Source organism: Micromonospora sp. TSRI0369, assembly GCF_001905625.1.
GTDB classification, from domain to species: domain Bacteria; phylum Actinomycetota; class Actinomycetes; order Mycobacteriales; family Micromonosporaceae; genus Micromonospora; species Micromonospora echinospora_A.
The window spans coordinates 170,149-188,066 of sequence record NZ_LIVU01000007.1 but is presented as its reverse complement, the minus strand read 5'-3'; the positions used below and the strand labels follow the sequence as shown (position 1 = coordinate 188,066).

At 72.5% G+C, this 17,918-nt stretch carries 19 protein-coding genes; 6 read left to right on the top strand and 13 right to left on the bottom strand.

Annotation, left to right across the window (positions count from 1 at the left end; genetic code table 11):
* The 10 genes from AMK25_RS24115 to AMK25_RS24070 all read right to left on the bottom strand — a co-directional run bounded on the left by AMK25_RS24115 (position 1) and on the right by AMK25_RS24070 (position 9,626).
* Positions 1-525 carry a 3-hydroxyanthranilate 3,4-dioxygenase gene (locus AMK25_RS24115; protein WP_073830671.1) on the bottom strand — a complete coding sequence of 175 codons (525 nt, stop codon included), beginning with the start codon at positions 523-525 and terminating at the stop codon, positions 1-3.
* Positions 518-943 (bottom strand): RidA family protein, encoded by a 426-nt coding sequence (locus tag AMK25_RS24110; protein WP_073830670.1) that lies wholly within the window; start codon positions 941-943, stop codon positions 518-520. Before AMK25_RS24110 ends, AMK25_RS24115 begins: the two co-directional genes overlap by 8 nt.
* Positions 940-1,713, bottom strand: coding sequence for a 2-keto-4-pentenoate hydratase (locus AMK25_RS24105; protein WP_073830669.1), 774 nt, complete (start codon positions 1,711-1,713; stop codon positions 940-942). The genes AMK25_RS24110 and AMK25_RS24105 overlap by 4 nt, the downstream gene beginning before the upstream one ends.
* Positions 1,710-2,825 carry a 4-hydroxy-2-oxovalerate aldolase gene (gene dmpG / locus AMK25_RS24100; RefSeq protein ID WP_073830668.1) on the bottom strand — a complete coding sequence of 372 codons (1,116 nt, stop codon included), beginning with the start codon at positions 2,823-2,825 and terminating at the stop codon, positions 1,710-1,712. The genes AMK25_RS24105 and dmpG overlap by 4 nt, the downstream gene beginning before the upstream one ends.
* The gene (locus tag AMK25_RS24095) at positions 2,822-3,757 is read right to left on the bottom strand and encodes an acetaldehyde dehydrogenase (acetylating) (RefSeq protein WP_073830667.1); all 936 of its coding nucleotides are present in this window, start codon (positions 3,755-3,757) and stop codon (positions 2,822-2,824) included. The genes dmpG and AMK25_RS24095 overlap by 4 nt, the downstream gene beginning before the upstream one ends.
* A complete protein-coding gene (locus AMK25_RS24090) occupies positions 3,754-4,551 on the bottom strand; it encodes a 2-keto-4-pentenoate hydratase (protein WP_073830666.1) in 798 nt (265 codons plus the stop codon). The genes AMK25_RS24095 and AMK25_RS24090 overlap by 4 nt, the downstream gene beginning before the upstream one ends.
* A gap of 74 nt (positions 4,552-4,625) precedes the next feature.
* A complete protein-coding gene (locus AMK25_RS24085; protein WP_073830709.1) occupies positions 4,626-6,107 on the bottom strand; it encodes a 2-hydroxymuconic semialdehyde dehydrogenase in 1,482 nt (493 codons plus the stop codon).
* 20 nt (positions 6,108-6,127) lie between these two features.
* Complete coding sequence (locus AMK25_RS24080; RefSeq protein WP_073830665.1) at positions 6,128-7,456, bottom strand: FAD-dependent oxidoreductase; 1,329 nt, start codon at positions 7,454-7,456, stop codon at positions 6,128-6,130.
* On the bottom strand, positions 7,453-8,733 hold the full coding sequence (kynU, locus tag AMK25_RS24075) for a kynureninase (RefSeq protein WP_073830664.1): 1,281 nt from the start codon (positions 8,731-8,733) through the stop codon (positions 7,453-7,455). The genes AMK25_RS24080 and kynU overlap by 4 nt, the downstream gene beginning before the upstream one ends.
* A gap of 14 nt (positions 8,734-8,747) precedes the next feature.
* Positions 8,748-9,626 (bottom strand): tryptophan 2,3-dioxygenase, encoded by an 879-nt coding sequence (locus AMK25_RS24070; RefSeq protein ID WP_073830663.1) that lies wholly within the window; start codon positions 9,624-9,626, stop codon positions 8,748-8,750.
* A gap of 148 nt (positions 9,627-9,774) precedes the next feature.
* Here AMK25_RS24070 and AMK25_RS24065 point away from each other — a divergent pair, with 148 nt between their 5' ends.
* The 3 genes from AMK25_RS24065 (at position 9,775) to AMK25_RS24055 (ending at position 11,677) form a co-directional block, all read left to right on the top strand.
* Positions 9,775-10,215, top strand: coding sequence for an Lrp/AsnC family transcriptional regulator (locus AMK25_RS24065; RefSeq protein WP_073830662.1), 441 nt, complete (start codon positions 9,775-9,777; stop codon positions 10,213-10,215).
* Positions 10,216-10,294: 79 nt separating this feature from the next.
* Positions 10,295-10,804: a hypothetical protein gene (locus AMK25_RS24060; protein ID WP_073830661.1), complete on the top strand. Its 510-nt coding sequence runs from the start codon at positions 10,295-10,297 to the stop codon at positions 10,802-10,804.
* 12 nt (positions 10,805-10,816) lie between these two features.
* Positions 10,817-11,677 carry a class F sortase gene (locus tag AMK25_RS24055; RefSeq protein WP_073830660.1) on the top strand — a complete coding sequence of 287 codons (861 nt, stop codon included), beginning with the start codon at positions 10,817-10,819 and terminating at the stop codon, positions 11,675-11,677.
* Positions 11,678-11,686: 9 nt separating this feature from the next.
* Here the strand turns inward: AMK25_RS24055 and AMK25_RS24050 are convergent, their stop codons facing one another.
* Both AMK25_RS24050 and AMK25_RS24045 read right to left on the bottom strand, forming a co-directional pair.
* A complete protein-coding gene (locus AMK25_RS24050; RefSeq protein ID WP_073830659.1) occupies positions 11,687-12,226 on the bottom strand; it encodes an HNH endonuclease in 540 nt (179 codons plus the stop codon).
* A 199-nt stretch (positions 12,227-12,425) separates the two neighbouring features.
* A complete protein-coding gene (locus tag AMK25_RS24045) occupies positions 12,426-13,883 on the bottom strand; it encodes a D-glucuronyl C5-epimerase family protein (protein WP_083664810.1) in 1,458 nt (485 codons plus the stop codon).
* Positions 13,884-14,059: 176 nt separating this feature from the next.
* Here AMK25_RS24045 and AMK25_RS24040 point away from each other — a divergent pair, with 176 nt between their 5' ends.
* From AMK25_RS24040 to AMK25_RS24030, 3 genes are all read left to right on the top strand, one after another.
* The gene (locus AMK25_RS24040; RefSeq protein ID WP_241826464.1) at positions 14,060-15,115 is read left to right on the top strand and encodes a mechanosensitive ion channel family protein; all 1,056 of its coding nucleotides are present in this window, start codon (positions 14,060-14,062) and stop codon (positions 15,113-15,115) included.
* A 236-nt stretch (positions 15,116-15,351) separates the two neighbouring features.
* Entirely contained in the window at positions 15,352-16,725 is a 1,374-nt protein-coding gene (locus tag AMK25_RS24035) for an MFS transporter (RefSeq protein WP_073830656.1), read from the top strand.
* A gap of 78 nt (positions 16,726-16,803) precedes the next feature.
* Entirely contained in the window at positions 16,804-17,190 is a 387-nt protein-coding gene (locus AMK25_RS24030) for a globin (RefSeq protein ID WP_116508082.1), read from the top strand.
* Between the two features lie 12 nt (positions 17,191-17,202).
* Here the strand turns inward: AMK25_RS24030 and AMK25_RS24025 are convergent, their stop codons facing one another.
* Positions 17,203-17,787, bottom strand: coding sequence for a YbjN domain-containing protein (locus tag AMK25_RS24025; RefSeq protein ID WP_030502203.1), 585 nt, complete (start codon positions 17,785-17,787; stop codon positions 17,203-17,205).
* Positions 17,788-17,918: the final 131 nt, after the last annotated feature.

Genomic DNA, 17,918 nt, shown 5'->3' with positions numbered 1-17,918 from the left:
TCAGCCCTTGCCCGGGTGCAGCGCGCCGCAGTTGTCGCAGGTGCGGGCCTTCTCGTCGGCGTAGAACGCGGCGAAGACCGGGGGCAGGTCGGCGGCGATGTCGCGGACCTGCAACTCGACCTCGTGCACCTTGTGGTGGCACTCGAGGCAGTACCACTGGAACTTCTCCAGCGTGCCCTCCTCGCGGACCCGCTCGATCACCATGCCGATCGAGCCGGCCTCGGGACGCTGCGGCGAGTGCGGGGTGTTGCGCGGCAGCATCCACATCTGCCCCTCGCGCACGTGCACCGTACGCGGCCCCTCGGGGAGCATCAGGTTGACGTGCATGTTGCCCTTGACCTGGTAGAAGAACTCCTCGTACGGGTCGACGTGGAAGTCCGTGCGCTGGTTCGGGCCGCCCACCACCATGACGATGAAGTCGTCGCTGCCGGGCAGCATCTCCTTGTTGCCCACCGGGGGCTTGAGCAGGTGCTGGTTGTCACCGATCCAGCCGGAGAAGCTGAACGGCTCGGCGATCTCACTCATGGGAACCTCCCGACGGAAGTAGGGCGACGGCCTGCATCTCGATCAGCAGATGCGGGTGCGGAAGCTGGTGTACGGCCACCGTGGTCCGGGTCGGGCCGGTGGCGTCGAAGAACTCGGCCCACACCTGGTTGTAGCCACCGAAGTCGTTCATGTTGACCAGGTAGCTGGTGACCTGCACCAGGTCGGTCAGGTCGGCGCCGACCGTGCGCAGCAGGTCCCGGATGTTCTCGATCACGGCCCGGGTCTGCTCCCGGATGTCGAGGTCGGTGGTGCCGAGCTCGTCCACTGCGACGCCGGCGAACGTGTTGTCCGGCCGGCGCGACGACGTGCCGGACACGTAGACGAATCCGCCGGCAATCTTGACGTGCGGGAACGCGCCCCGCGGCACGGCCTTCCCGGCCACCACGCGGGCGGTCATGGGAGAGCCTTCAGGGAGGCGGAACCGAGCTTCTCCACAGTGGCGCGCACGTGTGCGCCCGGTCGCAACGGCACCGCTGCGGTGGCCGCGCCGGCCAGGAACACCCAGCCCTTGCGCAGCCGGACGCCGTGCCGGCCGGCCAGCCGCAGGCCCTCGTCCAGGGCGCGACGCGGGTCGCCGAGGATGGCGGCGGTCGAGCCGACCTGCGCCACCCGCCCGTCGATCTCCAGCAGCACGCCGAGGTTGTCCAGCCCGTCCGGCACCGGCGACCACGGCCCGACCACGAAGGCGGCGGCCGAGGTGTTGTCGGCGATCACGTCCGGCAGGGAGAAGGTGAAGTTCGCGTACCGGGAGTCGATCAGCTCGATCGCCGGGGCGACCGCGCGTACCGCCCGGGTGAACGAGCCGACCGGTTCGCCCGGGTCGGGCAGCCGGTCCAGCAGGAACGCCACCTCCGGCTCGACGCGCGGGTGGATGAAGTCGCCGACGTCGACGGCGCCGCCGTCGGGCACCCGCATCACGTCGGTCAGCCGGCCCCAGATCACCTCGTCCACGCCGACCTGGGCCATCTTGGCCTTGCTGGTGAGGCCCATCTTCAGGCCGACCAGCCGCTCGCCCCGGTCGAGGCGGCGCTTCACCAGCGCGGTCTGCACCGCGTACGCGGCGTCCACGTCGAGGCCCGTCTCGGCGGCGAGCTGCGGGATCGCGGTGGCGGTGTCGGCCGCCGCGCCCAGCTTCTCCGCGATGCCGGCGGTGTCCGGCCCGATCATGCTGCGCCACCTTTCGTTCGCGACTGCGGGGCTCGCAAACCCGGCTCACTCCTCGCGCTCACGGCCTCCTTACCGGCCAGGTCCAGTGCCACGTCCACGATCATGTCCTCCTGGCCGCCGACCATCCGGCGACGGCCCAGCTCGACCAGGATCGAGCGGACGTCCACGCCGTACTTGGCCGAGGCACGCTCGGCGTGACGCAGGAAGCTTGAGTAGACGCCCGCGTACCCCAGGGAGAGCGTCTCCCGGTCCACCTGGACCGGCCGGTCCTGCAAAGGGCGGACGAGGTCGTCGGCGGCGTCCATCAGCGCGAACACGTCGCAGCCGTGCTTCCAGCCGTGCAGCTCGGCGACCGCGACGAAGACCTCCAGCGGCGCGTTGCCCGCGCCCGCGCCCATGCCGGCGAGCGACGCGTCCACCCGGACCGTCCGCCCGGACGGCGAACCGAGCGGGCCGTCGCCGAGGATCCGGCCGTGCTCGACCGCCAGCACGCTGTTCGCCACGCCCAGGGACAGGTTGTGGTGCGCGTGGATGCCGATCTGCGTCTCCGGCTCCAGCACCTGCCGGTACGCGTCGACGCGCTGCGCCACGTCCGACATCAGCAGCCGCCCGCCGGAGTCGGTGACGTAGACGCAGTGCGCGCCGTACGACTCCATGAGCTTGGCCTGCGCGGCCAGCCCGGCCGGGTCGTTGAGGTGCGACATCATCAGGAACCCGGAGACGTCCATGTCGTTCTCCCGGGCCCAGGCGATGTGCTGGGCCGAGATGTCCGCCTCGGTGCAGTGCGTGGCGATCCGGACGCTTGTCACGCCCAGCGCCTTCGCCGCCTTCAGGTCGGCGATGGTGCCGATGCCCGGCAGCAGCAGCGTGGTGAGCCGGGCGGTGGTGAGCACCTCGGCGGCGGCGGCGATCCAGTCCGCGTCGGCGGCGGCGCCGTGCCCGTAGTTGACGCTGGAGCCGGCCAGGCCGTCGCCGTGCGCCACCTCGACAGCTGCCACACCGGCCGCGTCGAGCGCGGCGGCGATGGTACGCACCTGGTCGACCGTGTAGCGGTGCCCGATGGCGTGCATGCCGTCGCGCAGCGTCACGTCCTGGATGTAGAGGTCGGTCATCGCGCACTCACCTCCGTCGCGCGCAGCGCCACCAGCCGCTCCGCGGTGCGCAGCGCGGCCGACGTCATGATGTCGAGGTTCCCGGCGTACGCGGGCAGGTAGTGCCCGGCGCCGGAGACCTCCAGGAACACCGACACCTGCAGGCCGGTGAAGTGCCGGCCGAGCACCGGCGCGTACGTGTCGACAGGGTCGAACTGCACGTCCTGCTTGAGCCGGTAGCCGGGCACGTACTCCTGCACGGCCTTGACCATGTCGGCCACCGAGGCGGCGATCGCGCCCCGGTCGGCGTCGGCGTCCGGGCACAGGCAGTAGACCGTGTCGCGCATCAGCAGCGGCGGGTCGGCCGGGTTCAGCACGATGATGGCCTTGCCGCGTTCGGCGCCGCCGACCACCTCGATCGCCCGGGCGGTGGTCTCGGTGAACTCGTCGATGTTGGCCCGGGTGCCCGGACCGGCCGACTTCGAGGCGATCGAGGCGACGATCTCCCCGTACGCGACGGGGGTGACCCGGCCGACCGCGTGCACGATCGGCACCGTGGCCTGCCCGCCGCAGGTCACCATGTTGACGTTCGGCTCGCCCAGGTGCTCGTCGAGGTTCACCGGCGGCACCACGTACGGGCCGATCGCGGCCGGCGTCAGGTCGACAACGGTGCGCCCGTGCGCCCGCAGCACCTCGTCGTGGCGCTTGTGCGCGCCCGCCGAGGTGGCGTCGAAGACGAGCTGGACGTCCGCGAACTCGGGCAGCGCGACCAGCCCGTCGACGCCCTCGGCGGTGGTGGTCACGCCGAGCCGGCGGGCCCGGGCCAGACCGTCCGAGGCCGGGTCGATGCCGGCCATCGCCACCATGTGCAGGCTCTCACTGAGCCGCAGCACCTTGATCATCAGGTCGGTGCCGATGTTGCCCGACCCGAGCACCGCCACTCCGACAGTCATGACGTTCCCTCCGTCGAGAAACAGGTACGCACCGAGCCGAGCCCGGAGATGCGCGCCTCGTACGCGGCGCCGGGCGTGACCGGCACCATCGGCCCGAGCGCGCCGGAGAGCACCACGTCGCCCGCGCGCAGCGGGTCACCGGCGCGGGCCATCGTGCCGACCAGCCACTGCAACGCGTGCAGCGGATTGCCGAGGCAGGCCGCGCCCGCGCCGACCGAGACCGGCTCACCGGCGTGCTCCAGCACCATGCCGCACAGCCGCAGGTCCACGTCGGCGAGCCGCCGGGGCGCGGTGCCGAGCACGAACAGCCCGCTGGAGGCGTTGTCCGCCACCGTGTCGACGATGGAGATGTCCCAGTCGGCGATCCGCGAGTCGACGATCTCGATGGCCGGCAGCACGTGGTCCACCGCCCGGATCAGGTCGACTGTGGTGACCCGCTCGTCCGGCAGGTCCGCGCCGAGCACGAAGGCGATCTCCGCCTCCACCCGCGGCTGGAGCAGCCGCCCGATCGGCACCTCGACGCCGTCGCCGACAGCCATGTCGTCGAAGAGCACCCCGAAGTCGGGCTGGAAGACGCCGAAGCTCTCCTGCACGGTCCGCGACGTCAGGCCGATCTTCGCGCCGACGCGGCGGTGCCCCTTGCCCAGCCGCTGCCGGGTGTAGACCTGCTGCACCTGGTACGCGGCCTCGACGTCGCCCTCGGGCAGCAGCCGGCCGCGCAGGGGCGGGCAGGGTTTGCCCTCCTGCCGGGCCACTGCGAGTTCCCGGTTGGCGGCCTCGATGTCCACGGTCATGGCGGTTCCTCGCTTACGTCGCTGGGGATTCCGGCCATTCTGCCCACCACGCGCGCCCGCGCCGGTCTTCGCGCTCATGTGAGATCCACGCAGACGTTTGTGAGTTCGGAGTAAAAGTCGAGCGAGTGCACGCCGCCCTCGCGGCCGACACCCGACGCCTTCACCCCGCCGAACGGGGTCCGCAGGTCGCGCAGGAACCAGGTGTTCACCCAGACGATGCCCGCGTCGAGCCGGGCGCCGGCCCGGTGCGCCCGGCCCACGTCCCGCGTCCACACCGTCGCGGCCAGGCCGTAGTCGGTGCCGTTCGCCAGCGCGAACGCCTCGTCCTCGTCGTCGAACGGCGCGACGTGCACCACCGGGCCGAAGATCTCCTCCTGGTTGGTGCGGGCGTCCGCGCCGAGCCCGGTGAGCACCGTCGGCTGCACGTACGCCCCGCCGTCGCGGCCGTCGCCGAAGCGCGGCGTCCCGCCGCCCGCGCGGACCTCGGCGCCCTCGGTGCGGGCCAGCGCGTAGTGGCCGAGCACCTTGTCCCGGTGCCCGTGCGAGATGAGCGGCATGTTCGCCGTCGCCTCGTCGTGCGGCCAGCCGTACGCCAGTTCGTCGGCGCGCTTGGCCAGCCGCGCGGTGAACTCCTCGAACACCGGCCGCTGCACGTAGATGCGCTCGGTGCACAGGCACACCTGGCCGCCGTTGGTGAAGCTGGACCGCACCGAGCCGGCGACCGCCGCGTCCAGGTCGGCGTCGGCGAAGACCAGGCCGGCGTTCTTGCCGCCCAGCTCGAAGCTGACCGCCTTCACCCCGTCGGCGGCGGCCCGCATGATCGCGCTGCCGGTGGCCGACTCGCCGGTGAACGTGATCGCGTCCACGCCCGGGTGGCGGGTCAGGTGCTCGCCGGCCGAGCCCGGGCCGAAGCCGTGCACCAGGTTGAACACGCCGTCGGGCACGCCGGCCGCGGCCATCACCTCGGCCAGCAGCGTGGCCGACGCGGGGGTCTCCTCGCTGGGCTTGACCACCACGGCGTTGCCGCAGGCCAGGGCCGGGGCGACCTTCCAGGTGAGCAGCAGCAGCGGAAGGTTCCACGGCACGATCACGGCGACCACGCCGACCGGCTTACGGACCGCGTAGTTGAGCGCCCGGCCGCCGGTCGGGGTGACTGTGGTGAACGACTCGGTGGGCGCGGTCGCGACGATCTCGGCGAACGCGCGGAAGTTCGCAGCGCCGCGCGGGATGTCGAGCGTCCGGGCCTGCGAGATGGCCTTGCCGGTGTCCGCCACCTCGGCGGCCACCAGGTCGTCGAAGCGCCGTTCCAGCTCGTCGGCGACCCGGCGCAGCACCTCGGCCCGTTCCCGCTCCCCCATCCGGCCCCACGGGCCGCGCAGCGCCGCCCGGGCGGCCGCCACCGCGTCGTCCACCGTGGACTGCGACGCCTCGACCACCTCGAACACCGGCTCGCCGGTGACCGGGCTGCGCTTGGTGAACCGGGAGCCGGCGTCGACGAACTCGCCGCCGACGAAGTTGCGCAGCAGGCCGGGGCCGTCCGGCGCGTGCCCGGCCATCAGCCGGGGATCCCAGAGCGTCATCGCCGCCGCCCCAGCGCCGCGCGGACCCCACCGGCGAGCAGCGCCACCGCGCCGGCCGCGACCGCGCCGACGACCGCGTACTGCGCGCGCACCCGGCGGCGCACCTGCGCGTACGGGGTGGTGGAGAAGGAGACCAGCTCGTACTGGGAGACGTAGCGGCCGGGCAGGACGCGCTCCAGCGCGTGCTCGACCTGCTTGCGGGTGCGGAACACCGGTGAGGCGACCTTGTCCCGCATCTCCACGAAGTTCGCCAGCGCCATCCGGGCGATCGCCTCCGCGTTGTCCTGCCGGCGGTGCTGGTAGAGCGGCAGCGCGGCGGCCCACTCGTCGTCGCACTCGTCCAGGCAGCGGTCCAGCTCGACCACGTCCTCGAACGCGCAGTTCGCGCCCTGGCCGTAGAACGGCACGATGGCGTGCGCGGCGTCGCCGATCAGGCCGACCTTCCCGGCCACCTGCCACGGCGTGCAGCGCACCGTGCCGAGCAGGCCGACCGGGTTGTGCTGGTAGTCGTCGACCAGGTTGGGGGCCAGCGGGACCAGGTCCGGGTAGTGGGTGGCGAAGAACCCCTCGATCGCCGCCGGGCTGCTCAGCGACGCGAAGCTGCGCGTGCCGTGGGTGGGCCAGAACAGCGTGCAGGTGAAGGAACGGTCCGGGTTCGGCAGCGCGATCATCATCGAGGTGCCGCGCGGCCAGATGTGCAGCGCGCCCGGGTCGAGCGCGAACTCCCCGCCCAGCGGCGGGATGGTCAGCTCCTTGTAGCCGTAGTCGAGGAAGTCGAGGCTCTCGGTAACTCCCCCGTACGCGAGCAGCTGCCCGCGCACCGCGGAGCCGGCGCCGTCGGCGCCGAGGATGACCGAGGCGGCGGCGGTGACCTTGCCCTGCGGGGTCTCGAACGTCATCTCGCCGCCGAGCGGGTCGAGGCCGACCAGCCGGTGGTCGAACGCGACCCGCACGTTCGGCAACGCGGCGGCGGCGTCGAGCAGCGCGTTGTTCAGCGCGCCCCGGCTGATCGAGTTGATCGCCCGGTCCCCGGAGCCGCTGTAGGACTGGAACTCCGACTCACCCTCGACCGGGTGGATCATGCGGCCGCGCATCGGCAGCGCGTCCGCCATCACCTCGTCCTCCAGGCCGATGTGGCGCAGCGCGTCCAGGCCGCGCTCAGACAGCGCCAGGTTGATCGAGCGGCCCCGCTCGGCGGTGCCGGCACGCGGGTCGGGCCGCCGCTCGTAGAGGGCCACCGGGTAGCCGCGCCGCGCCAGGTAGCAGGCCAGCAGGCAGCCGGCCAGTCCGGCGCCGACCACAGCGATCTCGTCGCGCTCCGTCATGACCCCTCCTTCTCAAACGTCGCCGCCAGCGCCTCGGCGACCCGCCAGCAGTCGTGGTACGTCGAGTAGAGCGGCACCGGGGCGAACCGGACGATGTCCGGCTCCCGGGCGTCGGCGACGACGCCGTGCTCGTGCCGCAGCCGCTTGGTCAGCTCGTTGGCGCTACCGACGCCGATCCGCACCGAAAGCTGGCAGCCGCGCCGCGCCGGGTCGCGCGGGGTGACCACTGTGAGCGGGCGCCCCGGCGTGACCTCGTCGAGCAGCTGCTCCAGGAAGGCGGTGAGCCGCAGGCTGCGCTCGCGCAGCGCCGGCATGCCGACGGAGTCGAACAGCTCCAGCGAGGTACGCACCGGGCCCATCGCGAAGATCGGCGGGTTGGAGATCTGCCACGCCTCGACGGTGGCCGGCGGCCGGGACACCGCTGTCATCTCGAACCGGGTGGCCGCCTCGGTGCTCCACCAGCCCTCGAAGCGCTGGATCGACGGGTCGCCGAGGTGCCGCTCGTGGACGAAGACGCCGCCCAGCGCGCCCGGGCCGGAGTTGAGGTACTTGTAGGAGCACCAGGCGGCGAAGTCGACGTCCCAGTCGTGCAGCGCCAGCGGGACGTTGCCGGCGGCGTGCGCCAGGTCCCAGCCGACCTCCGCGCCCGCGGCCCGCCCGGCGGCGGTGATGGTGGGGATGTCCATCAGCTCGCCGGTCAGGTAGTTCACGCCGCCGAGCATCAGCAGCGCCACGGTGTGGCCCTCGCGGGACAGGAAGTCCAGCACGTCCTCGGTGCCGAGCGTGTCGGAGCCGGGACGCGGCTTGAGGCGCACGACAGTGGTGTCCGGGTCCAGGCCGTGGAAGCGGGCCTGGCTGCGCACGGCGTAGCTGTCCGAGGGGAACGCGCTGTCCTCGATGACGATGCGGGTGCGCTCGCCCGCCGGCCGGTAGAAGCTCACCATCAGCAGGTGCAGGTTGACGGTGAGGGAGTTCATCACCACGGTCTCGGCGGGCAGCGCGCCGACCAGGCGGGCGGCCGGCGCGGTCAGCAGCTCGTGGTACGGCAGCCAGGGCCGCTCCGACTCCAGGTGCCCCTCCACGCCCAGGCGCTGCCAGGCGTCCAGGTCGGCGAGGAGCTCGTCCCGGGTGGCCCGGGGCTGCAGGCCGAGCGAGTTGCCGGCCAGGTACGCCGTGTCGGGGTAGCGCCCGCCGTCGGCGGGCGGGATGTGGAACAGGTGCCGGTGTCCGGGGTCGGCGGCGTCGCGGCGGAGGGCTTCGTTCTCGGGGGTGTGCATGCTGTTCTCTCTCGTCACATCGCGGTGCGGGCCGACCACAGCTCCGGGAAGACCACCCGGGCCATGCTGCGCTGCAACCATGCCAGTCCGGCGGAACCGCCGCTGCCGACCTTGGCGCCCATGGTGCGCTGCACGGCCTTGACGTGGTTCCAGCGCCAGTCGCCGAACTCCTCGGCGATCTCGGTCAGCGCGTCGCCGAGCAGGCGCAGGTGGTTGTCCGGGCCGCTGTCGCCGTAGATCTGGACCCAGGCCGCCTCGATCGCCGGGTGCGCCTCGTGCTCGGCGTTCACGTCCCGCTCCAGCAGCTCGGCCGGCACGTCGAAGCCCTTGCGGGCCAGCAGCGCCACCACCTCGTCCCAGAGGCTCGGCGTCGCCAGCGCGGCGGTCAGCTCGTCGTACACGTCGGTCTGCCGGCGGAACGGGCGGATCAGCGCCCGGTCGCGCAGGCCGAGCAGGAACTCCAGCTGCCGGTACATCGCGGACTGGAAGCCGGAGCCCTCACCGAGCCGGTCGCGGAAGCGGTTGAAGTCGGCCGGGCTCATCCAGCGCAGGCCGTGCCAGGCGGCGTTGAGGCCCTCCAGGTGCAGGGCGGCCCGGCGCAGCGGGGCCAGCGCCTCCCAGATCCGGTCCTCGCGCAGCTCGCGCTTGGCGTGCCGCAGCTCGTGGCAGGTCAGCCCGAAGTACAGCTCCATGATCTGGCTGACCATCAGGAAGGACATCTCGCCCGGGTCGTCGCTGAGCGGCTCCTGGAGCCGGTGCAGGGTGCTGGCCCGTACGTAGGCGTCGTACGGCACGCGCTCGGCGAATTCCAGCGTCGGCTCGCCGCCGTTGCGTGCCGCCCGAGCCGCCCGTTCCTGGGGGGTTACCGGGCGCACCGCCGTCGTCTGTTCCACAGTCGTTCTCCGTCCGTGCGCGGGGTAGACGTCATGATCCCGCTGGTGGGCGGCCGAATGGAATGCCTGTTCAACGGCGGTATGGTGGTCTCACCTCGCGAACTGAAACCATCTCGCGTCGCTCCCTTTACGGAAGGAAGGTCCCCGCGTGGACGACATGGACTGGGCGTTGCTGCGTGAGCTCCAGGCCGACGCCCGGCTCTCGTACAGCGAGTTGTCCCGCCGGGTCCACCTGTCCCCGCCCGCTGTGGCCGAACGGGTGCGGCGGCTGGAGGAGTCCGGCGTGATCACCGGCTACCACGCCCACGTCGACCTCACCCGGGCCGGACGCACAGTGCTCGCCCTGATCCGGATGTCCTGCTACGGCGCGCGCTGCATCCTCAACGACCCCGATGTCTCCGGCTGGCCGGAGATCATGGAGATCCACCGGATCACCGGGGACGCGTGCAGCATGCTCAAGGTCGCGGCCACCAACATGGGCGAGTTCGAGGAGGTCATCGACCGGCTCGCCCCGTACGGCCAGCCGTCCAGCACGATGGTGCTCTCCACCCCGCTGGCCTGGCATCCCGTGGTGAAGGCGCCTCGTTAGCTTCCCCCGCCCTCCGGGAAAGCAGGCGCCGCTGCCCGTCAGTGGGTCCGGCGCACCGTCGCGCCGGGAGGGGGGAACCATGCGAGGGCTCCTGTCACACCGCGTGCTGTCGTCCGCACTGGGTCTGTTCGGCCTGGTCGCGGCGTTCGTCCTGACCACCGCGCCACCGGCGCGGGCCGGGGAGAGCGTGTTCATCGAGGTGACGCCGAACAGCGTCCAGGCCGGTTCCCGGGTGAACCTGCGGGCCGGCTGCGACAACAGCAACAACCGCCAGGCCCAGGTCACCTCGGACGCCTTCGGGCGGGTGATGCTGCGACCCGACAACGGCTTCCTCACCGGCTCGGTCACCGTGCCCGGCAACAAGGCGCCCGGCGACTACCCGGTGAACCTGGACTGCTCCAACGGCAACACCGCCTCGACCATGCTCACGGTGCTGAACATGGCGCAGCCGAGCAAGGGGCCGGCGACCGGCGGCGGGGGCGTCGCGGGCGGCCGGGGCGCGGGCTCGCTGCTGCTGGTCGGCGGTCTGGTGGCGGTAGCCGTGGTGGCCGGCGTGAGTGCCCGCCGCAAGACCGGTAACCGCGTCTGACGAGGCGCCGCAATGGCCCGCTCATCGCGCCGCCGGGACCGCGCCGGCCCGGCGGCGGACCGCACCCGCCGTCGCGCCGCCGGCCGCCGGTCGCCGGAGCGCGCGAAACGGCTCCGGGCCGCGCTGCGGCTGACGTCCCGGGCCGCGCGCCGGTTCGCCCACGTCGCCGGGCACGCCTTCACGGCCAGCGTCACCACCGCCGACCCGCGGTCCGGGCCGGTCCCGGCCCGCGCCGCCACGACCACCCGCCGGTACGCGCCGAGCCGCCACCCGGGCGTCCCGGTGCTCGTGGTGGCGAGCGTGATGGCGCTGATCGTGGCCATGCTCGGACTGGAACGGGTGACCGGGGTCAGCGTGCTGCCGGACCGGATCGTCGCCGGCCTGCGCCCGCCGCCGAAGAAGTTCCCGGTGCTGCCGGCCAGCCCACCGACGGACCTGAGCATCGGCAAGCTCGACCTGCGCGCGCCGGTGCACCGCGTCGGCATCGCGCCGGACGGCAGCATCGACGTGCCGGACGTGGACCGGGCCGGCGAGGTCGGCTGGTACGACCAGGGCCCCACCCCCGGCCAGTACGGCCCGGCCGTGCTCGTCGGGCACGTCGACACCACCACCGGTCCGGCCGTCTTCCACGGGCTGAAGAACCTCGACGACGGCGACCGGATCGAGGTGACCCGCGAGGACCGCTCGGTGGCGGTGTTCGAGGTGACCTCGATCGAGCGGTACGGCAAGGAGAAGCTGCCGGTGGAGGACGTCTACGGCGACTTCAGCCGGCCCAACCTGCGGTTGATCACCTGTGGTGGGCGCTGGGTGGGCGGGGAGACCGGGTACGCGGACAACCTGGTCGTCTACGCCTCGCTGGTCAAGGCGCGCTGAGCGCGCCGGTCAGGCCGCCTCGGACTCGGGCTCGCGCAGGTCGAGCCAGTCCGCCCAGCGCGGGTCGGGCGCGCGGTGCCCGAGGACCCGCCAGGCCGCCCCTTTCGGCGGGGCCGGCAGGCGGTGCAGCCGCCAGCCCAGCTCGGCCGGCGTCTTGTCGCCTTTGGTGTGGTTGCACCGCGCGCAGGCGGCGACCACGTTCTCCCAGGCGTGCCGGCCGCCCCGGCTGCGCGGGAAGACGTGGTCGATGGTCTCCGCCGGCCCCCGGCAGTACGCGCACCGCCACCCGTCGCGGGCGAACACGGCCCGCCGGGACAGCCCGACGTGGGTGCGGTAGGGCACCCGGACGTAGCGGGTCAGGCGTACCACCGAGGGCACCGGTAACGCGTTGCGCGCGCTGTGCAGGACGCCCTCGCCGTCGGCCACGCAGATCGCCTTGGCGGAGAGGACGAGGATCGCGGCACGACGCACCGACACGACGCACAGGGGTTCGTAGGTGGCGTTGAGAACGAGCGCACCGGAGCCCGCCGTGGGTCGTATGTCAGGCATCGCGCTCACCCTCCCGGTCCAGCCGCTCCCGCCGCCTGCGCGCCGGAACCGCCCGCGAACAGCGCGGAACGACTCCGACGCCGGCCGGATCACCGACGTCCGTTGCGCCAATAGTCCCTGATCGCGCCCTCGATTGCACGCACGAATCTGCAAGCGGCCCGCCGGATCACCCGCATCGGGGCGGTTCGCGCCCCTCGCTCTACGCCGTGCCGACGCCACGCAGGGTGTCGAGCCGGACCCACTGGCCGGCGTGGGCGCCGGAGTCCAGACGGTAGTGCTGGACGCCGTCGAGGGCGGCGCGCAGATTCACAGTCACGGTGTCGCCGACGGCGAGGCCGGCGGTCACCGCCGTCACCTTCCCGGCGTCGTCCAGGGAGTACGCCCTGCCGGGCGCGGCGACGACCACTGCCGAGCGCGGGATGCGGTAGCCGATCGGGGCCGCTCTCCCGGCCTGGTACGACCGGCCGGGGATCTCCTTGACCAGGTAACCGCTCAGGCTCCCCTCGCTGATGTCGTACCAGATGCCGGTCTGCCGCATCACCTTGTGCCGTTCCGTGGAGGCCGTTTCGGCGGGCCTGGTCAGGGAGATCCGCTTGCGGTCCAGGACCGTGCCGGCCGCGTCGAACTTGTAGCCGACGTGGTCGCCGGGGGCGAGCCGGATCGTTCCGGACACCCCGTACGTGGGGTGGTCGGAGTAGAACAGGTCCATGATCCCGGCGAAGGTCGGGTCGCCGGTGATCGCGTGCAGCACGGCGTGCTGGATGATGTGCGTCGAGTGGTACATGCCCGCGTCCTTGCGGTGGGTGAGGCAGTACCTGCTCCGCCACTGGCGGGTGCGGACGAGCCGGTGGGCGTCCCGGGCGGTGGTGATCGCCCCCTGGAGCATCTGCCTGGCCCGGGCGTCGCGGCTCAGGCTCCAGTAGTCCCAGAGTCCGAAGGCCGAGAAGATGTGCCCGTTGTAGGTCTGGTCGCCGCGCACCCGGGTCGGGTGGGCGTACTCCTCCAGCCAGAGCAGCCCGTCCTTGACGTACACCCCCCACGGTTGGCCGGCCACCGGCGGGAGCAGGTAGGACGCGAACGTCGCGTCGGCCGCCTGACGCCAGTGGGTGCGGTCGCCGACGATCTGCGCCAGCCGGACGAACAGGCTCATCGCCTGGCCCTGGGCCATCATCGAGTACCACGGCGTCTCGTAGACGTCGGTGCCGCGGTGCATGGCGTGCCGGAACCGGTACGGGTAGAACCAGCCGTCCCGGCGGACGACCCGCCTGTCGATCAGGCGCTGCGCCTGCGTCATCGCCCGCTTGAGGTACACCTGCTCGCCGGTGACCCGGTAACTCTCCAGCAGGTTGATGCCGTACTGGGCCTGGGCGACGGGATGGTCGTAGAGCTTCCCGGTGAGCAGCGCCATGCGTACGCCGTGCTCGTCGTGCGTGCCCGTGTCGACGATCGGCAGCCGGACGCCGCTGTAGTAGGGCCGCTGCCCCTGCGGCAGGTCGCGGATCTCGAACGGGTCGCTGCGGAACCTGACAGGCGATTCGGCCGACCACCTCGCCGTGCCGGTCGCCACCAGCGGCGCGGCGCCGGCCGCCGCCGCCACCACCGTCAGCACCTGACGACGGGACCAGGATCGGCGCGCGCCTAAGAGCTCCTCCGTCATGTCGCTTTTCCCCTTGCTCCGCCCAACTGCGAGCTGGACGGCCAGTCGCGGGGCCCCCGTGCGGGCCGGGGCGTTTTTGCCGCCCCCCGGTACAACGGAGCAGGAAGGAAGGCGGGTTGCCCGGCCGACGGTGGGTCCGCGCCGGACGGGCGCGGCGCGTGCGGTACGAAAGCACTGTGAATCTCTCCGACCTGATCTCCGCCCTGCTGTCCGCCGTCTCCGACCGGCGGCCGGACTGCCAGGGCAGCAGCTCCTGCGAGTGGGTGTACCGGGTCACCGACTCCGCCTGGTTCGCCGAGAGCAGCTACTGGATCCTGTTCAAGCCGCTGCGGGTAGCGCTGATCCTGCTGCTCGCGGTGGCCGCCCGCTGGGCGCTGCACCGGACCATCAACCGGCTGGTGCGGACCACCACCGACGGCGCGGTGCCGACGATGCTCCGCCCGCTGCGGGAGCGGATTCCCAGCGCCACGCCGGACCCGGACCAGTTCGTGCCGGAGCGGCGGCGGCAGCGGGCCGAGGCGATCGGGTCGGTGCTGCGCAGCATGGTCACCGCGTTCGTCTTCGGGATAGCGCTGCTGATGGTGCTCAAGGAGTTCAGCTTCGACCTGGCCCCGCTGCTGGCCAGCGCGGGCATCGCCGGTGTGGCGCTCGGTTTCGGCGCGCAGAGCCTGGTCAAGGACCTGATCGCCGGCCTGTTCATGCTGATCGAGGACCAGTACGGCGTCGGTGACACGGTAGACCTCGGCGAGGCGACGGGCGTGGTGGAGGCGGTGGGACTGCGGGTGACCACGGTCCGTGACGGCCGCGGGGTGCTCTGGTACATCCGCAACGGGGAGATCGTCCGCGTCGGCAACAAGAGCCAGGGCTGGGCCCTGGTCGTGGTAGACCTGCCGATCGGCTTCGCCGGCACCGAGGACGCCACAGCTGTGCTGCGTACCGCGGCGGCGTCGGTGGCGCTGGACCCGGAGCTGGCGCCGAAGATCGTCGAGGCGCCGGAGGTCCTCGGCGTCGAGCAGATCACCGTGGACGGCGCGGTGATCCGTACCGTCGTCAAGACCACCGCGGACGGGCAGTTCGCGGTGGGCCGGGAGCTGCGCCGCCGCCTCGCCGAGGCGCTGGAGAACTCCGGTATCACCGCGCGGATCGCGGCGGCCCGGCTCTTCCCCGGGCTGCCGCCGCAGACGCCGACGCAGCCCGCGACCGAGGGCACGGGTACCAGCGGACCCACCTGAGTCGCCGGACAAGCCGGACTATTTTCCGGGGGTCGCGCTCCGCGCGGCCCCTCGGGTATCGTCCGTTCGGTTCAGTCGGAGATGCGACGATCAATCCGTTCGCCCTAGCCAGTTGTCAGACGATCGGGCAGAATCCGGTGAACACGCTCCACCGGGGAGCGTGCTCGTGTCCTCGCTGATCGGTTGATCTGACGACGGTTCCCGGTCGGGCCATCACAAGTGGTCGACCAGGAACGATGGAGGCGACGGTGTCCGACGAGCGACCCGCACAGGAGGGCCCGGCCACCTTCCGCGACGTGTTCGGTCAGCCGGAGTTCCGGGCGCTGTTCGCCGCCAACATCCTCTCCTGGGTCGGCGACTATCTCGCCAAGGCCGCGGTCACCGTGCTCGTGCTGCGCGAGACCGAATCGGTAGCGCTCTCCGCCGCCGCCTTCGCGGTCAGCTATCTGCCCTGGCTGCTCGGTGGCCCGTTGCTCTCCGCGCTCGCCGAGCGGCACCGCTACCGCCGGGTCATGGTGATCTGCGACCTGATCCGGATGGCGCTGATGCTGCTCGTCGCCATGCCGTTCATGCCGGCCTGGTCGATCCTCGCGCTGATCTTCCTGGCCACGCTCGCCAATCCACCGAGCCAGGCGGCGCGCTCGGCGGTGATGCCGCAGATCCTCACCGGCGACCGGCTGGTGGTGGGCCTGTCCGCGTTCACCAGCGCGTCCCAGGCCGCCCAGGTGGTCGGCTACCTGATCGGCGCGACCATCGCCGCGCTGAATCCGAACGCCGCGCTGCTCGTCAACGCGGCGACCTTCGCCCTGTCGGCCCTGCTGGTCCGCGTCGGCGTACGCGACCGGCCGTCGACGATGACCGCGCAGCACCGCAGCCACCTGCTGCGGGAGACCGGCCAGGGCTTCCGGATCGTCTTCGAACGGCCGGTGCTGCGGGCCATCGCGATGCTGGTGTTCAGCGCGATGCTGTTCTCGATCGTCCCGGAAGGGCTGGCCGCCGGCTGGGCCGCCGAACGCACCGACGGCACGATGGACGCCGGTACCGCCCAGGCGGTCATCATGGCCGCCGGTCCGGTCGGGTACGTCCTCGGCGGGCTGATCATCGGGCGGCTGATCGCCCCGGCGCGCCGACTGGCGCTGATGCGGCCGCTGATGGTCATCGCGCCCGCGGTGCTCGTGCCCGCGCTCCTCGACCCGACCCCGTCGGTGGTGGCGTTGCTCGCCGCCGCGTGCGGCTTCGCGGTCGCCGGGCTGGTGCCGGTCGCCAACGGGCTGTTCGTGCAGGCCCTACCGGACGGCTACCGGGCCCGGGCGTTCGGGGTGATGGCCACCGGCACCCAGGTCATCCAGGGCGCCGCGGTGCTCGCCACCGGCGCCCTCGCCGAACGGTTCTCCGTCCCGTCGGTGGTCGGCACGTGGAGCGCGGCGGGCGTGCTGCTCATGCTCGTCGCGGCGTTCGCCTGGCCCCGGCCGCGCACCATCGACGCGGCGATCGCGGCCGCCCGCGCCGAGTCGTCAGCGGACCCCCTCGCGCCCACGCACACCGCGCGGGGCCCGGCGGCGGGCGACCGGGGCCGCGAGCACGGGCGGCGCCGGCACGCGGTGACGTGATCCGCGCCGCCCTGCGGGCGGGCGCGGCTGCGGGGCCGTACCTGGCAGGATGGAAGCGTGACTTCCCCAGGCGAGTCGATGACCCTCTTCGAGGCGATCGGTGGTGAACCGGCCTTCCGTAAGCTGGTGGACGAGTTCTACGCCGGCGTCGCCGAGGACCCGGTGCTGCGGCCGATGTACCCGGAGGAGGACCTGGGCCCGGCGGCGGACCGGCTGACCCTCTTCCTCATCCAGTACTGGGGTGGCCCGCACACCTATTCCGAGCAGCGCGGGCACCCCCGGCTGCGGATGCGGCACGCCCCGTTCCGGATCGGCGCCGTCGAGCGGGACGCCTGGCTGCTGCACATGCGCCGGGCGGTGGACGCGCTGGACCTGCCGCCGCAGCTCGCCGCCGCGCTCTGGGACTACCTGGAGCGGGCCGCCTACTTCATGGTGAACGTGATGGAGGACCCGGCCGCCGGCTGAGCCGCCCGGCTCTCAGAGCAGCGCGCCCTCGTCGTGCAGCCAGTCGACGAACGTGGTGGCGACCGCGGCGCCGCAGTCGAGCATCTCGACGAGCAGCGCGTCGTGGGCCCCGGCGCCGAGCGGGACCTGGAGTTCGGCGTAGATCGGGAGCTGGCCGCGCTCGGTCGGGTCGCCGATGTACGCCTTGCAGAAGCGGCGGGTGTGGTTCCACTCGTTCACCACCCGGTACGCCCGGTCGGCCCAGTCCGGCGGGACGGTCGCGTGCGGGCGGGCCCGCATCACCAGGATCTCGTCCTCCGGGCCCTCCAGCGCGACGAGCACGGCGTGCCGCTCCCACATGGCCAGCAGGTTGCCGTCGCCGTCGGCCAGGTAGCGCACGTCCAGCAGGTCGAGCGCGTCGCAGACCCGGCTCAGGGTGACCGGGGCGACAGTGGCCGGCATGTCGGCCAGAGCCGGGCGCTCGGGTGCCGGCGCGTCGTCTCCCGGTTGGCGCGGGGTCGGTGGTCCGACCCGGATGGTGTCATCCACTGTGACTCCGCTTCGAGTCTCCGGTTCGCCGCCAGCGGCGGGACCAGGGCGCCATGACCACCACGGCATCGCTCGCGCACCTCACTCCCCAGCGGATCCAATCGCCTACGGTGCGTTGGATCCGAGGAAGGACGGTACCCGGACAGACGGCATGAGGCATCCCCCCAACGACCGCCCCAAACCGGAAGGACGATGACGGG

Bases quoted from the DNA above. Each gene is read 5' to 3' on its own strand.
- AMK25_RS24115 (WP_073830671.1), bottom strand. From the start codon at position 525: ATGAGTGAGATCGCCGAGCCGTTCAGCTTCTCCGGCTGGATCGGTGAC.
- AMK25_RS24110 (WP_073830670.1), bottom strand. From the start codon at position 943: ATGACCGCCCGCGTGGTGGCCGGGAAGGCCGTGCCGCGGGGCGCGTTC.
- AMK25_RS24105 (WP_073830669.1), bottom strand. From the start codon at position 1,713: ATGATCGGGCCGGACACCGCCGGCATCGCGGAGAAGCTGGGCGCGGCG.
- dmpG (WP_073830668.1), bottom strand. From the start codon at position 2,825: ATGACCGACCTCTACATCCAGGACGTGACGCTGCGCGACGGCATGCAC.
- AMK25_RS24095 (WP_073830667.1), bottom strand. From the start codon at position 3,757: ATGACTGTCGGAGTGGCGGTGCTCGGGTCGGGCAACATCGGCACCGAC.
- AMK25_RS24090 (WP_073830666.1), bottom strand. From the start codon at position 4,551: ATGACCGTGGACATCGAGGCCGCCAACCGGGAACTCGCAGTGGCCCGG.
- AMK25_RS24085 (WP_073830709.1), bottom strand. From the start codon at position 6,107: ATGGCCGGGCACGCGCCGGACGGCCCCGGCCTGCTGCGCAACTTCGTC.
- AMK25_RS24080 (WP_073830665.1), bottom strand. From the start codon at position 7,456: ATGACGGAGCGCGACGAGATCGCTGTGGTCGGCGCCGGACTGGCCGGC.
- kynU (WP_073830664.1), bottom strand. From the start codon at position 8,733: ATGCACACCCCCGAGAACGAAGCCCTCCGCCGCGACGCCGCCGACCCC.
- AMK25_RS24060 (WP_073830661.1), top strand. From the start codon at position 10,295: ATGCGAGGGCTCCTGTCACACCGCGTGCTGTCGTCCGCACTGGGTCTG.
- AMK25_RS24055 (WP_073830660.1), top strand. From the start codon at position 10,817: ATGGCCCGCTCATCGCGCCGCCGGGACCGCGCCGGCCCGGCGGCGGAC.
- AMK25_RS24050 (WP_073830659.1), bottom strand. From the start codon at position 12,226: ATGCCTGACATACGACCCACGGCGGGCTCCGGTGCGCTCGTTCTCAAC.
- AMK25_RS24045 (WP_083664810.1), bottom strand. From the start codon at position 13,883: ATGACGGAGGAGCTCTTAGGCGCGCGCCGATCCTGGTCCCGTCGTCAG.
- AMK25_RS24035 (WP_073830656.1), top strand. From the start codon at position 15,352: ATGGAGGCGACGGTGTCCGACGAGCGACCCGCACAGGAGGGCCCGGCC.
- AMK25_RS24030 (WP_116508082.1), top strand. From the start codon at position 16,804: ATGACCCTCTTCGAGGCGATCGGTGGTGAACCGGCCTTCCGTAAGCTG.
- AMK25_RS24025 (WP_030502203.1), bottom strand. From the start codon at position 17,787: ATGCCGTGGTGGTCATGGCGCCCTGGTCCCGCCGCTGGCGGCGAACCG.